The following is a 13536-nucleotide window of genomic DNA, read 5'->3' as shown; positions in this document are numbered from 1 at the left end:
TGGCTTTGAAGGCTGGGTGGCCGCTTACTTCCCAGTGTGCACCGCAATCATGGACGCCCCCGTTCGGGGGCGCGGCTTACAAATCAGAACTGATACAGGGTTTCTGAAACGGAGCGCGCATCTGGCTTTCGGCCGAGCCCAGCCTTTGCCGGAGGTCGTCAAGCAACCAGCGCCCGGCGGTGCCAAGCAGGCGATCGCGCCGATGCGCCGCGTAGATTGGCAGGCCTTCTTGCGGCGTCGGGTCATCTTCGATCTCGAGCCAAACCAATCGACCCGCGGCAACAGCGTCGGCGACGAGATGCTCTGGCATGCGGCACCATCCGAAACCCGCAAGCAAGAAGTCGAGGCGGCGCGCCAGGTCGACGAAACGCCACAGGCGTGAACTCGACAGCCCGTAATTCGCGCTGCCTGGATCGACGGGGTCCGAAAGGACGAGTTGAACGTGCGGTGCCAGATCGTCGTGCGTGGCGGCGCGGCGCAGCGCGGCCAGCGGGTGTGCGGGAGAGCAAACGGCGCGCACCCGGATACGAAGCAGTGGATAGGCCGCGATATCGTCGGGAACGGCGGGTAACAGCAGGCAGATCGCGAGCGCGGCCGAACCGCTCCGCAGCCGTCGCAGCGATCCGCCAAGCCCTTCGGTCGAGAAACTGACCGGGAGATCGCGGAACATGCAACCCAATGCACGCAAGCTGTCGATCAGCGGCGCGGTCGGCACCAGCGGATCGATCGCAAGTACAAGCTCTGGTTCAAGACCGGCGCGCGTGTTTGCCGCGACCGCCTCGAAGCGCGTAACGCTAGCCAGCACCGACCGTGCCTGCGCGACCAGCACATCCCCAATTTCCGTTAGCCTCGGTCGGTGGCCGCTCCGATCGAACAGCCCGACGCCCTGCGCTCCCTCAAGCGACGCGACGATCTGACTTATAGCGGATTGAGCGCGGCCGAGCTTGCGCCCGGCAGCCGAAAAACTGCCCGTGTCCGCGATCGTCACCAAGACGCGCAGTTGGTCGAGGCTGAGATTGCCGATCAAGTCCATCACTCCTGACGATGGAGTTGATCATGATTTCATCGCTCCCGCAAGGTGGTCGAGCCCCTTAAATCGGATGCCTTCAACCAGTCGTTGCCTCGCATGCCCTCTGGCCCGGAAGGCCAATGCCCGCAAAGCGTATTACAATCGGAGAAATTCATGTCCAAGCTCCTCGTCGTCGAAACCAGCCCGCGCGGCGATTCCTCGATCTCCCGGCATCTGACCGCGCGGTTCATATCTGCGTGGAAGGCGGCACACCGGGATGCCAGCGTCACCGTCCGCGATCTTGCGCAAACCAATCTGCAGTTTGTTACTGCACCGTGGCTGCAGGCCTATTTCACGCCGGCCCAGCAGCATTCCCCGGAGATTGCAAACGCCCTGCGCCTTTCGGACGAACTCGTCGCCGAGATACTGGCGGCCGATCACGTTGTCATCGCGACCCCGGTCTACAATTACAACGTTCCGGCCGCGCTCAAGGCATGGGTCGACCATATCGTGCGCAAGGGGATGACCCTCGGCTTCGATGGCACTGGCCTGGTTACCGGCAAGACGGCGACCGTGCTGATTGCTTCGGGGGGCATCTACACGGAGGGATCGCCGATCCGCGACCGCGACATTGCGACCCAGTATCTGCGTCTGATCTTGGGCGTGATCGGGATCACAGACGTCACGGTCGTTTCGGGGGGCGGCGCCAAGGTCGTCGACATGGGAGAGGAAACGATGGGCGCCTTCGTCGGCCGGTTCGAGCCAGAAATTGCGCGCGCCGTGAAAGGGTGAAGCGGGAGACCGCCGCCTTGTTCTGGAGCGCAGTGACGGCGACCTCTGCCGGCAGCGTGGAGACGATCTGAAAGTACCTGACCGGCAGCAGATCGGCCTCGCGCTCGGCCAGCCAGGTGCGCGCGGCCGCGCCCGGGCACCGCGGACAATTCCGGTTGCGACAATGTTACAGGCGGCGCGCCAAGGCCCGCAGTCGGTGCAGCCCCTGCCGCGCAGCGGCTTCGTGCTGTGTGAAGGAAATCGGGCACCGGCAGGTGTACGATATCCCTCACATAGCCGGTCATTGCCGAAGCCATTTACCGATCCTGCAAGCTGACATTGTGTTGCGGACTTCCGAGGGTTGCGAAAGCCAAGAAAGAGCGGGTCGGGGGGCGGCAAAAGGCTGCCCCCCGCGCCAATCGTCAGGATCAGCCGCTCTTCATCATGTCCGGGTGCATCTTCATCATCTTCATGCAGCTCTTGTTCTTCATCATCATAGCGTGAGACATTTTCTGGCAACTCGCCATCTTCTTCTTGTCCGCCTTCGACATTTTCGACATCTTCATCATGCCGTCCTTTTTCATCATCGCATCCTGCGCGAAGACAGGTGCAGCAACGCCGGCGGCAAGAACGGCGGTCATCGCTAAAAGCTTGATGGATTTCATGATCGAGGCTCCTTCGTCGTCCAAAATCGGACTTGGCAAAACGGCGTGGTTCGGTCGAAAGTCTGTGGCGACGTCATTCCCGCCCACTCGGTCGAAGCCATTGCCGCTCCAACTACTCAACGGAGCGGATTGCGGATCGACGCACGACCAGCGCGCAAAATGCAGGCGGCGGGCACACGGGGGCAGGATTGGTCAAGAAACAGCAAGATTCTGCAAACCGCCGTCAGATACGGTGATCGGGTCGTGGCACCCTCAGCCCAAAAGTTACCGACGACGATTCCGGAGCCCAAACAAGACGATACTGGACGGAATCACGAGAGGGACATGTAACGAATCTCTCGCCTGCCGCGTATCTGATCGTACGGGGCCGACTAGTGAGAGCGTGCAATGCCAGGCGAACCATCGACTCTGTCACCGCGCATCTGGGGCGCGACCCTTTCGGGCGCGCCGATGCTCGATCGTTCGTTAAATACCTTCATCCCAGGGTTGATGCGTCGTTGGCAGAGCATCGATCCGGATATCGAACAGCCCGCCCTCGACCAGCATTTCGTCTCGATTCATCTCGGCGGCGCGAAGCGCCTGAACCGGCGCGGCGAAGGCGGTGCGCAAACACGCGACGTATCCTCGGGCGCCTACAGCGTCATTCCGGCCGGTGCCGCATTCCAATGGGCAACGGAAGGGCCGGTTGATTTCACCCATATATATTTCACGCCCGACGCCCTGAATCACATGATCGGCGAAACCTTCGATCGCGATGCGTCGCGGGTTGTACTGGCCGAGACTCTGGGTGAGCAGGATCCGCTGCTCGCATCACTCGCGCTTTCACTGATCGAAGAAGTGAGCGGCGAAGATAGCGACTGCGCCTATCTCGACGATCTGATGCATCTATTGCTATGTCGAACCTTGCGCCTTCATTCGAATGTGACGTCGCTCGGCGACCGCGCTCGGCATTCTCTCGCGCCGTTCCGGCTGCGACGGGCGATCGACTTCATCGAGCAGAATCTGGCCGCGCCGATCGGCGTGCCGGAGATTGCGACCGCGTGCGGCATCAGCCCCTATCATTTCAGCCGGACCTTCCGTCAGGCCACCGGTCGGCCACCATATGCGTATCTGATCGAGCGCCGCGTCGCGCATGCGAAGACATTGCTCGCGGGAAGGTGCGAGCCGTTGACTGATATCGCGCGACAATGCGGCTTCGCCAGCCTTAGCCAGTTCTCGCGCGCGTTCCGGCGCGACACCGGCAAAACACCGACCCTATTCCGTGATAACTGCTGATACGCGCCGCCAGATCAGATCAAGATCGGTGTGGAAGAGCTGCTTCAGGCGATCTCGAGCCTCCGCAGCGTTCATTTCTTTCGCCGCAGCCGGGCGCAGCGCAGATCCTGGTCCGACTGGGAAAAATAGAGCAAAACCTCATTATCCAGTTCGACCGCTGAGGCAGCAAACGCGATGTCGGTCGAGCCGGCGCCGACAAGTCCCCGCGGTATAATCAGCGGCTCATCACATCGCGCGGTAACCTTGCCAAGCTTTGCGTCGAAACTCGCCCAGCCGATCCGCCACTTCGCGTCCTGCGTCGCGCCATTGTAGAACATGCCGGGCGAGGCGCTGCCTTCGTCGACGATCGGGCCGGGGCTGAGGTGCCAGCAATCCCAGCGATCGGGGCGGGGCTGGATGGCTGCTTGTGCGACGTCCTCCCACGGGCCGTCGAGATCGCCGGTCTCCGCCTGGCCGATCAATGAGGCACCTTCATGGGCATATTCGAAGAACATGCGCCACTTGCCTTTGCCCATCGCGGCAACGGTCGCTTCCTTCGGATTGGTGAAATCCGGCATGGAATCGATCGCCAGACCAGCCTTGGCGAGCCGCGCTACATCCGGCCCCCGCGCGAGCAAGAGGCGCCCCGTCTGCTGCTTCTCGTTATAGCCGGTGTACCACACGCGCAGTAGCGGCCCGTCCATATGGACTGTGGGATCCTCGCAACCATCGAGATCGATCAGATCCGGCCCAGGCCAGATCGTCGGTGCCTCCTCCATCTCGAAATGGAAGCCGTCGGATGAAACGCCGTGCCAGATCTCGGCCATCTTGAGCCGTGGTTCGTCATCGCGCCGCGGCACAGCGCGCACGAGCAGGTGATAGACCTCACCGTCGAGCCACACGAACGGACTGAGCAGATACATGTCGGCCAATCGATTGGTGCGGTGCATCGTCAGTGGCGCGACTTCCACGACTTCCCAGCCGGACATCAGGCGCCTTGCCCCAGGTTCATCTGCAGCCCGCCGTCGAGCGTGAACGTCGCTCCTGTCGCATAGGCGGCGGCATCGGACGCGAGATACAGCGCCAGCTTGGCAATCTCCTCTGGCTCGCCGGCGCGCTTCATCGGGATGCTCGCGACCTGTTCCTCGCGGACCTTGGGATCGTCGATTGCTTCCTGGTTCATTGGCGTCAGGATCATGCCGGGAGCAAGATTGTTGACGGTGATACCGTGTTCGGCGAGTTCGAGCGCGAGGCAACGGGTGAGGTTCCGCAAGCCGCCCTTGGACGCGCAATAATCCGCAGCGCCGGCGCGCGGGATGTCTTCGTGCACCGAGGTCACGTTGATAATCCTGCCATTTGATTTCGTGGCCTTTAGCCCGCGGACAAGGGCGCGGCAAAACAGGAAGGGGCCGACCAGATTGGTCTGCAGCACGTCTTCGAAATGGTCGAGTTCCATGTCTGCAACGGGGATGCCGGCCGCATCGACACCGGCGGCATTGACCAGCACAGTCGGCGCCCCGAAGGCTTTGGTCGCACGATCGAACGCCATATCGACTGCTTTTTCGTCGCGCACATCGGCCGCCACCGCGATCGCCTTGCCGCCGGCATCGACGATCGCGTCGACCACCGCGTCGGCTTCCTTTGGATGATCGTGGTGGACGACGATGACCGCGGCGCCCTGTTGCGCGAACAGGATTGCCGTCGCCTTGCCGATGCCCGAGCTGGCGCCGGTGATCATCGCCACTGCGCCCGCGAGTTGCTTGCCTGAATCTGTCACCATAATCTCCGAAAATTCGAGTGTGGACGCGTTGCTTCGACCTGGATCTGCCGAAGAAACGAACATGGTGCCGAACGGGCTGATCGCTTGTTGGGTCCGGCGCCAGTGAGTTCGCCGGGACAAATCCTGCGGTTACTTGACTGATCCTGCGCGAACCGACCTTTTCGCGTAATTCCGGTCACCGGAGCGGGGTTTTTTGCATCGCCGCGCTGTTTTTTCAGATCGTTCCTATTCAAACAGGAGACGAGCCTTGAGATCATTTTTCCTGCCGAACGGCGTTGATAGCCGTGACGGTCGCGCCAGTTCCGATCGCGGGCTATGCCGCCAACATCGTCGAGACCGCAAAGGCCGACGGTCATTTCACGATGCTGCTCAAAGCCGGCAAGGCGGCGGGCGTCCCCGGCTGGCTGCAATCGCCCGGGCCGATCACCGTCTTCGCGCCCAATGACCTGGCGTTCGACAAGGTGAGGCGATGCTCGACGATCTGGTCAAGCACGCCAACCTCACCAAGCTCAAGGTCACGATGGGCGGCCATGCGGTCGCAAGCGCCGTCACCGAGGCGGATATCGTCGCTAGTAAGCGCTCACACGGCGACGTCTTGCGTACGTGGCGCACGCAGCGATTAGACCCCAACGACCCGATGCGGTGGTGCCACGAAGACCCGTAAATTCCCGAAGGCGCACGATCGCCAGATCAGGTCTTTGACGGTCGTATCGATGCCAGCAGGAGGCAGGCGGACGCCGCGAGCAGCACCAGATCTTTCAACAGGAACTGCCCCGTGCCAGCCGAAATGGCAGGAAACCCGCCTGCGGTCGGTTCGGACACGCCGGGCGTGCTCAAAAGAAATGTCAGGGTTGTGGCATAGGTCAGGCACGACATCGCGGCGCCGAGCGCGGACGCGATCGGGTTGATGGCACCAATGGCGAGCGCTGCCGCGGTAACAAGCTCGATGACGCCGATGAAGTGACTTGCGCCTTGCACGCCGAAACTTGCGGGAATCCAGCTCATGATTGGGCTATTCTGCATCAGCGGTGCGATTCCCATCGCCTCATAGCTGGTGAATTTCATGCACCCGAACCACAGGAAGATCACCACCAGCGCCCAGCGCAGCAATGCGAGCGACCCTCGCGAGCCGGAAGTCTTTTCCGCGACGCTGAACGATGAAAGCATGTCGATCTCCTGTCTCGCTATGATGTATGCGTCATGCATATAGTTGCCTTATATCGTTTCCAGCCTATGAGGCAACTATATGCGTGATCCATCCGATCGATTGAGCAATCTCATTGGTGCGCTGGCGCTCGGCATCGCCGACAGAGTGCGGCGGGCAAGCCTCGATGAGACCGGGCTAGGGGGTGAGGCTGCAGCCGCTCTCGTCGTCATCGGTCATGCGCCGGGCCTCTCGATCAATATATTGAGCGGCGTATTGCGGCTCTCGCATCCCGGTGCGGTTCGTGTCGTCGATCGGCTGGTGGAAAAGGGCCTCGCCGCGCGAACGGCCGCCGAACACGATCGGCGATCGGTCACGCTGACGCTGACGCAGTCCGGGCGTGAAACCCGCGCCGCGCTGCTCGAGCGTCGTCGCATGGTGCTCGACGACCTGCTTAGCGCGGTTGACCCCGCCGACCGAGCTGTTCTGGAACGGGTCGCCGAGGCCATCCTTCCGCGCCTTCCCAGCGATGCTGTGTCGGCGCTCAACGTGTGCCGCCTGTGCGACGAGACCCGATGCCTTGATTGCCCGATGAATATTTTTGGCGTGTTTGCTTAAGTGCGGGCAGCCCGTTTCTACCGCCGTCACGACGTTGGTTGAACGAACGGCTGCTTCTCGCGATTGGATCGACCATGCTACACCAGCTTGGTAGGATGTCGCAACGAACCATGTTAGCGGAGCCTGGCATATGCCCGATGCGGGTAAATCGCTTTGACGGGTGAGAAAGAAGACGCTGCCGCCATATGAAATCGACTGCTGAGACTTTGGAAGACCTTGGCTGGAATAGTTTTTTCAGCGAGCAGGTGTCGGTCGAGGAAGCGCAGCAATGCCATCCCGTTCGGGTGATGGCTGTTCATCGCGGCAAGATCGCCGTCGCGGGCGCGGGGCCACAGCGCTCGGTTTCGCCCTACATACCCGATGCTCAACCTTCGGACGATCATCCGACGGTCGGCGACTGGCTGCTGATCGATAGCGCCACGCTTGTGCCGACACGCGTGCTTCGTCGGCTGAACCTGTTCAAACGGCGTGCACCGGGCGATCCACGCAAGGATCAGATGATCGCCGCCAATGTCGACACGCTGTTCATCGTCGCATCCTGCAATCAGGATTTCAGCGTCGCGCGGCTGGAGCGCTATCTGGTGTTGGCGCGCGAGGTGGGGGTGAACCCGGTCGTGGTTCTCACCAAGACAGACCTGACGGACACGCCGGAGACTTTCGCCGCAGCGGCGCGCGCGATCGAGCCCGGATTGCGGGTCGAAATGGTCAACGGCCGCGATTCCGCCAGCGTGGCTTGCCTCGCCGCATGGTGCGGCAAGGGCAAAACCGTGGCGCTTCTGGGTTCATCGGGCGTCGGCAAATCGACGCTCGTCAATACATTGCGCGGTTCGGACAGCATCGCCACTCAGGCGATCCGCCCACACGACGATACGGGGCGCCACACGACCACCGCGCGCGAAATGCATCGGCTGGATCGCGGCGGCTGGTTGCTCGACACCCCCGGCATGCGCGAATTGCAATTGTCCGATGCGGCCGCCGGGATATCGGAGGTTTTCGATGACTTTATCCTGGTGGCGCAAGGCTGCCGCTTCTCGGATTGCGCGCATGGCGGCGAACCCGGCTGCGCCGTTCGGGCAGCGATCGCCGAGGGGACGCTGACAGCGGAGCGTTTCAATCGCTGGCGCCAGCTGGCGGCGGAGGACGGCGTGACCGCCATGTATCCCACCAAACGCCGCCGATAATCGCGTTGCCGTCGAAGCCGCTACGACCCGGGCGCCGGCGCTCAAGGTGCCGAAAATACTGTTGGGGCTCACGCAATGTCATTAATCGAGCCTGGCATTAATCGAGGCTGGTTATTTGGTTCAATTGGGTCACGCTCCTCAATCAGCTATGTGCGAGCGCCATCCTTTCATTGGGCATGTTGTTTGGCGTGCGGCCACGCGCGCGGCTTAGGGAAACTGGAATGAATCGAGCCTGTCCGAACGGCGCCGACCCAGCGCTTCGGCGCGTCGTCACCACGGTTGCGCTGCTCAACCTGGCGTATTTCGGTGTCGAGTTCATCGTTGCCCTTCGGATCGGATCGGTTTCGCTTTTCGCCGATTCAGTGGATTTCCTCGAGGATGCTTCGGTGAATCTGCTGATCGTCGCGGCACTGGCATGGAGCGCGAAGAACCGCGCGCGCATCGGCATGGCGCTGGCGGCGATCCTGCTCATTCCAGGACTCGCGACGCTCTGGACCGCGTGGGAGAAGTTCAACACGCCGGTCGCGCCTGATCCGGTGCCATTGTCGCTGGCAGCGCTGGGGGCACTTGCGGTCAATCTCAGCTGCGCATTCATGCTGACGCGATACCGCGATCATAGCGGGAGCCTGACCAAGGCGGCGTTCCTGTCGGCTCGTAACGACGCGTTCGCCAATGTGGCTATCGTGGTGGCAGCGCTCACCACAGCGCTTGTATGGCGCGCCGCGTGGCCCGACCTGATCGTGGGCCTGGCAATCGCCGTTATGAACGCGGATGCGGCGCGGGAGGTTTGGAACGCAGCGCGCGCAGAGCACGCCGCCGCCGCCTGATCGGAGGGCATCGGGGGATCCTCCCTCGACCGGGCGAGGCGGCACATTATCGGGTTCGCCTCCCACAGGATGCCGCCACCATCGACCATGGTCGACTCACTTCAAGCTTGCGCCAAGGTGGGGGTCGCGGCGAGTTGCCTGGCCAGCCTGTCCAGCATGGACCGCCAGCCATCCTGGTGGTTTTCCGGCAGGTCGCGTCCGTCGAGGAACACACCCAGCTCGGTCAGGCGCAGCAGGCAGCCTTCGCCCACAGGCTCCAGCTCGACAGTCAGCACACCCGCGAACAGCGGCTCCGACCCGCGGCACATGGAACCGCTGGAGACGATCCGGAAACCGGGCAAGATGTCGTGGTAACGGCTCCGGTTGAGGTACACCTCGCCATTGCCAGGGCCGAAGCGCGTTATCTGCTCGCCGCCGGGTTCGAAAGAAAAGGCCTCGATCTTGATTTCCCATCCTTCACCCGGCGTCCCCCAACCGAGAAGGGCTTCCGGCGATGCCCAGGCTGAGAACACCCGCTCTGGGGAGGCGTCGTACTGGCGCTCGATCTCAATGCGTGAAGGCACTGCTTTGTGCTTTGTCATCTCATTCTTCCCTGGTGGTGGATTGTGTGGTCGCTTCGAGATAGTCGCCCAAGTCATCGAGCCGTCGCGCCCACATCTCGCTGCGCTGCCCGATCCAGCGTTCAGCTTCCTTCAGCGAGGCAGGCTCAAGGCGGAAAGTTCGTACGCGGCCAGCCTTTGTCGACGCCACCATGCCGCTTGCCTCAAGCATGCGCAGGTGCTGCATGAACGATGGCAGCCGCATCGCGAAGGGTTCGGCCAACTCGGTGACGCTACACGGCCCGCCGGCGAGGCGATCCACGATGGCCAGCCGCGTCGGATCGCCGAGCGCCGCAAACTTCGCAACAAGTGCAGATTGGTTAGGCATGTACCTAACTATAGTGATGCGCATTCGCTCGTCAAGATAGTTTGGTAAAAACCTTACAATCTCATTTGAGAGGCGATGAGCAACGAGACGTCTCCTTCCAGACGCCGCGCCATTGACGCCCTCGGGCGTGACGAGCTGCGCGACCGCAGCTTCCGACCGCTGTAGTTCGCCCCGGCGTGTGTGGTCTTGGCGCATCCGTGTAGAATCTGTCCCCAGGATTTCTCGGCTGTGACGATGATAATCTTACGCGATCACGGTCTGGTGCTAACAACCCGGGTGGTGGATAGTGGACAAAGAGCCGCTCATAAGGTTCATCAGGGTATGTGAAGCGACGCATCGCGTCGAACCAAAGGATATGCTGGAAGCCATGAGCAACAATCCTGTCCCGCCCGGACCACTTTCCTCCTCCCTTGTTTCGCGGCGCAGCACGCTTGCGATGCTGTCGTCATATGCCATGCTCACCGCATGCGGCAGCGGCGGCGGCGGGTCGCCGGCGCCTTCGCCGACCCCTAAGCCAGCGCCCACGCCGACCCCCACGCCGACCCCGACCCCCACGCCCGTGACGGGCCCCGCATGGTTCAGTTACGGCCATGATGCGCAGCACACCGCGGTAAGCGCGATCGCTTCGCAGGACCTTGGGCGCATCGCGTGGCAATCCGCGGTCGACCTTGCGCCGCAATACACGCCGAGCGGCGCGCTGCTCACGCATTACGGCTCGCCGGTCGTGACAACGCACAACACAGTGGTGATCCCGGTCAAGACGACGGCCACCGGTGGCTATCGCGTCGAAGGCCGTAACGGGACGACGGGCGCGCTTATCTGGTCGGCGACCAGCGATTACACCACACCGCCGCACAATTGGGTGCCGCCGTACAATGTGCTGCTCACACAGCCTGGTCGCCTCTATGCGCCGGGCGGCGGCGGCAAGCTGCTGGTGCGCGACGATGCGGACGCGGCCACCGGGACCGTCGCATCGCATCTGTTTTACGGCGCCGCCGCGTACAACGCCAATCCCGCTGCGTTCGACGGCAGCGTGTTCATCAACACGCCACTCACGGCAGATGCGCTGGGCAACATCTTTTTCGGCTTCCTGGTGACCGGCGCAAATCCGGCGGGGCTGGTGAGCGGCATCGCGCGCGTCGCGCCCGACGGCACGGGCATCTGGGTCGGCGTTGCCGCGGCGGCGGGCGATGCTTCGATCCAGAAGCCCGTGATGAATTGCGCGCCTGCCATCTCGATCGACGGCACCACGGTCTACATCGCGGTGAACCGGGGCTCGACGAGTGCAACGCAGTCGGGCTTCCTGCTCGCGCTCAACAGCACAACGCTCGCGACCCGCGCCAAGGTGGCGTTGACGGACCCGAACCTGCTCACGCCTGCGCGTCTGAGTGATGATGGCACGGCGTCGCCGGTGGTCGGTCCCGACGGTCGCGTGTTCTATGGCGTGCTGGAAACGACATTCCCGACGCATAATGCGCGGGGCTGGCTGCTGCAGTTCGATGCGCTGCTCAATCCGGTGGGTGTTCCTGGCAGCTTCGGGTGGGACGTGTCGCCCAGCCTGATCCCCGCCTCGATGGTGCCGTCCTACACCGGCACATCGACCTATTTACTGGCGCAGAAATACAACAACTACGCCGGCGTGGGGACTGGCGACGGACTCAACCGGATTGCCGTGCTGGACCCGAAAGCGAGCCAGGCCGATGCGATCGTGCCGGGCGTGCAGGTGATGCGCGAAGTGATGACGATCCTCGGGCCCACGCCGGACGGAAGCTCGGCCACGGCACGGAGCGAATGGTGCATCAACACGATGGCCGCGGATCCGCTGCGCAAGTCGATCCTCGCGAATAACGAGGACGGTGTGATGTATCGTTGGGACCTCATCACGAACACGTTCTCGCAGAGCGTGCGGCTCAACGCCGGACGCGGCCAGGCCTATACGCCGACGCTGGTCGGCGCCGATGGTGCGGTGTACGCGATCAGCAACGCGACCTTATATTCGATCCGCGCCTAGACGCCCTTACCGACGAAATGGATCGCTGAACCGGGCATCTGTCGTGAGGACGCGGTCGGTCAGCGTTCCCAGGAAAGCGACAAGCGCTGCCCGATCCGCCGTGCTGAGGTTCAGGCGCTGCGGCTTGCCACCCTGGCGCAGGCGATTATCGAGCGCCGGGCCGTCCTGAATGCCGTGGTCGTAGAAATCGACGACATCGGCCAGGATCGTGAAGCGGCCGTCGTGCATATACGGCCCCGTAAGTCCGACGCTCCGCAGCGAGGGCGCCTTGAACAGGCGCTTTTCTCCGGCATCCAGACCGTTGCTTCGCGCGTTTGCCGCCAGGGCGAAGGTCGGAGGAAGATGACAGGAGGAACAGCCTGCGCCGTCTTGCCCGGCGCTTGTCATGAACAGCTTTCGGCCGCGATTTTCCTCCGGTGTGAAGTTTTGCAGGTCGACGTTCAGCGCGCGGTTTGGCGCGGTGGGCGAAAAGACCCGCGCATAGCCCGTGTCCCACCGGCTCGAGTGCGAGATCATCGCGCGCACGAACTGAGCGAGCGCCCGCTGAATACGCGTTTCGGTGATCGTGGAGCTGCCGAACGCCCAGGCGAACAGATCGGGGTAATAGTCCGTCGCGCCCATTTTCCGGATCAGGGAGTCAAAGCCGCCCGCGGCCCCGCCCCATCCCATTTCGACCAGGCTGTGGATCGGGAGGCTCGCCTGCGCCTCCACGCTGGCCGCGCGCCGATCCCAAAAGGTGGAGCCGGGCTGCCAATAGCGGAGGTTGCCGAGCCGCATCGCGTGGAAGTCGGTGGTGGCGGCGCTGCTGATCCCATTGCTGAACCGCATCGAGTCGGTAAAGCCGAGCGCCTGCCGATGACAGGATGCACATGAGGCCCGGTCATTGGTGCTCAGCCGCAGATCGTAGAACAGCACTCGTCCGAGCGTCGCCACCCGATTATTGATGGCGTTGGAAGCCGGGCTGTTGTCCAGCGCCGTGGTCGTCCGATCGAAATAGGCAGGAAGCGTTGGCGTGGAATAATCGGCGACGTCTGCGAAGTCGATGGTGGTGTGCTCCGCGACGCCAGCAGGGGTGGCGGACGGCTGAACGCTTCCTCCGCATGCGGTCAGCGCAAGCATCAGCATCAAAGCGCTCGCGACCAGCCCCTTCATGCTCCCCAAGCGCATCGCAACCCCTTTTTGTCCGTTGTTTCGTAACGTTGTTTTGGCGCCGGGGCGATAGCTTTCCCGAGCCGCGCTCCCGAGATGGTAGGTGGCTCTTATAGTCATCGGCTGGAAAGCGGGCGGGCGTCAAACGGCCAATATTGGCCATAGCGGCATTCAAACCGGCAAAACCTTCGCCTGAGGAG

Annotated in this window: 15 protein-coding genes and 2 pseudogenes; 8 read left to right on the top strand and 9 right to left on the bottom strand. The window is 62.7% G+C overall.

Annotated features, from left to right (window positions below; all coding sequences use genetic code 11):
* Positions 1-76: 76 nt before the first annotated feature.
* Positions 77-1033: a LysR family transcriptional regulator gene (locus tag ACVWZA_RS05660; protein WP_457310197.1), complete on the bottom strand. Its 957-nt coding sequence runs from the start codon at positions 1031-1033 to the stop codon at positions 77-79.
* 150 nt (positions 1034-1183) lie between these two features.
* Between ACVWZA_RS05660 and ACVWZA_RS05655 the strand changes: the two genes are divergently transcribed.
* Positions 1184-1801 (top strand): FMN-dependent NADH-azoreductase, encoded by a 618-nt coding sequence (locus tag ACVWZA_RS05655; protein WP_457310196.1) that lies wholly within the window; start codon positions 1184-1186, stop codon positions 1799-1801.
* A gap of 7 nt (positions 1802-1808) precedes the next feature.
* Here ACVWZA_RS05655 and ACVWZA_RS05650 read toward each other — a convergent pair.
* Positions 1809-2002: pseudogene (locus tag ACVWZA_RS05650) on the bottom strand (transposase zinc-binding domain-containing protein); the annotation flags it as partial.
* 206 nt (positions 2003-2208) lie between these two features.
* The gene (locus ACVWZA_RS05645; protein WP_457310195.1) at positions 2209-2445 is read right to left on the bottom strand and encodes a hypothetical protein; all 237 of its coding nucleotides are present in this window, start codon (positions 2443-2445) and stop codon (positions 2209-2211) included.
* 387 nt (positions 2446-2832) lie between these two features.
* On the opposite strand from ACVWZA_RS05645, the gene ACVWZA_RS05640 reads away from it, so the two are divergent.
* On the top strand, positions 2833-3720 hold the full coding sequence (locus ACVWZA_RS05640) for a helix-turn-helix domain-containing protein (protein WP_457310194.1): 888 nt from the start codon (positions 2833-2835) through the stop codon (positions 3718-3720).
* A gap of 71 nt (positions 3721-3791) precedes the next feature.
* On the opposite strand, the gene ACVWZA_RS05635 is transcribed toward ACVWZA_RS05640, so the two are convergent.
* Positions 3792-4688 (bottom strand): glycoside hydrolase family 130 protein, encoded by an 897-nt coding sequence (locus ACVWZA_RS05635; protein WP_457310193.1) that lies wholly within the window; start codon positions 4686-4688, stop codon positions 3792-3794.
* Positions 4688-5476 (bottom strand): SDR family NAD(P)-dependent oxidoreductase, encoded by a 789-nt coding sequence (locus ACVWZA_RS05630; RefSeq protein ID WP_457310192.1) that lies wholly within the window; start codon positions 5474-5476, stop codon positions 4688-4690. The genes ACVWZA_RS05635 and ACVWZA_RS05630 overlap by 1 nt, the downstream gene beginning before the upstream one ends.
* 365 nt (positions 5477-5841) lie before the next feature.
* Here ACVWZA_RS05630 and ACVWZA_RS05625 point away from each other — a divergent pair.
* Together ACVWZA_RS05625 and ACVWZA_RS05620 are read left to right on the top strand one after the other, a co-directional pair.
* Positions 5842-5934: pseudogene (locus tag ACVWZA_RS05625) on the top strand (fasciclin domain-containing protein); the annotation flags it as partial.
* A 14-nt stretch (positions 5935-5948) separates the two neighbouring features.
* Entirely contained in the window at positions 5949-6143 is a 195-nt protein-coding gene (locus ACVWZA_RS05620) for a hypothetical protein (protein WP_457310547.1), read from the top strand.
* A 26-nt stretch (positions 6144-6169) separates the two neighbouring features.
* On the opposite strand, the gene ACVWZA_RS05615 is transcribed toward ACVWZA_RS05620, so the two are convergent.
* Positions 6170-6646, bottom strand: coding sequence for a YkgB family protein (locus tag ACVWZA_RS05615; protein ID WP_457310190.1), 477 nt, complete (start codon positions 6644-6646; stop codon positions 6170-6172).
* 79 nt (positions 6647-6725) lie between these two features.
* On the opposite strand from ACVWZA_RS05615, the gene ACVWZA_RS05610 reads away from it, so the two are divergent.
* The 3 genes from ACVWZA_RS05610 to ACVWZA_RS05600 all read left to right on the top strand — a co-directional run bounded on the left by ACVWZA_RS05610 (position 6726) and on the right by ACVWZA_RS05600 (position 9249).
* A complete protein-coding gene (locus ACVWZA_RS05610) occupies positions 6726-7241 on the top strand; it encodes a MarR family winged helix-turn-helix transcriptional regulator (protein ID WP_457310189.1) in 516 nt (171 codons plus the stop codon).
* Between the two features lie 185 nt (positions 7242-7426).
* On the top strand, positions 7427-8422 hold the full coding sequence (rsgA, locus tag ACVWZA_RS05605; RefSeq protein WP_457310188.1) for a ribosome small subunit-dependent GTPase A: 996 nt from the start codon (positions 7427-7429) through the stop codon (positions 8420-8422).
* Positions 8423-8643: 221 nt separating this feature from the next.
* A complete protein-coding gene (locus tag ACVWZA_RS05600; protein ID WP_457310187.1) occupies positions 8644-9249 on the top strand; it encodes a cation transporter in 606 nt (201 codons plus the stop codon).
* Between the two features lie 101 nt (positions 9250-9350).
* Here ACVWZA_RS05600 and ACVWZA_RS05595 read toward each other — a convergent pair whose 3' ends face one another.
* Both ACVWZA_RS05595 and ACVWZA_RS05590 read right to left on the bottom strand, forming a co-directional pair.
* Positions 9351-9830, bottom strand: coding sequence for an SRPBCC domain-containing protein (locus tag ACVWZA_RS05595; protein WP_457310186.1), 480 nt, complete (start codon positions 9828-9830; stop codon positions 9351-9353).
* 1 nt (position 9831) lies between these two features.
* Positions 9832-10371: an ArsR/SmtB family transcription factor gene (locus ACVWZA_RS05590; RefSeq protein ID WP_457310185.1), complete on the bottom strand. Its 540-nt coding sequence runs from the start codon at positions 10369-10371 to the stop codon at positions 9832-9834.
* 172 nt (positions 10372-10543) lie between these two features.
* Between ACVWZA_RS05590 and ACVWZA_RS05585 the strand changes: the two genes are divergently transcribed.
* The gene (locus tag ACVWZA_RS05585; RefSeq protein ID WP_457310184.1) at positions 10544-12187 is read left to right on the top strand and encodes a hypothetical protein; all 1644 of its coding nucleotides are present in this window, start codon (positions 10544-10546) and stop codon (positions 12185-12187) included.
* 6 nt (positions 12188-12193) lie between these two features.
* Here the strand turns inward: ACVWZA_RS05585 and ACVWZA_RS05580 are convergent, their stop codons facing one another.
* Positions 12194-13339, bottom strand: coding sequence for a cytochrome-c peroxidase (locus ACVWZA_RS05580; protein WP_457310183.1), 1146 nt, complete (start codon positions 13337-13339; stop codon positions 12194-12196).
* Between the last annotated feature and the right edge of the window lie 197 nt (positions 13340-13536).

It is taken from the genome of Sphingomonas sp. UYAg733, from assembly GCF_054057355.1.
Note: the sequence above shows the minus strand (reverse complement) of the source record. Positions and strands in the feature narration are given on the sequence as shown.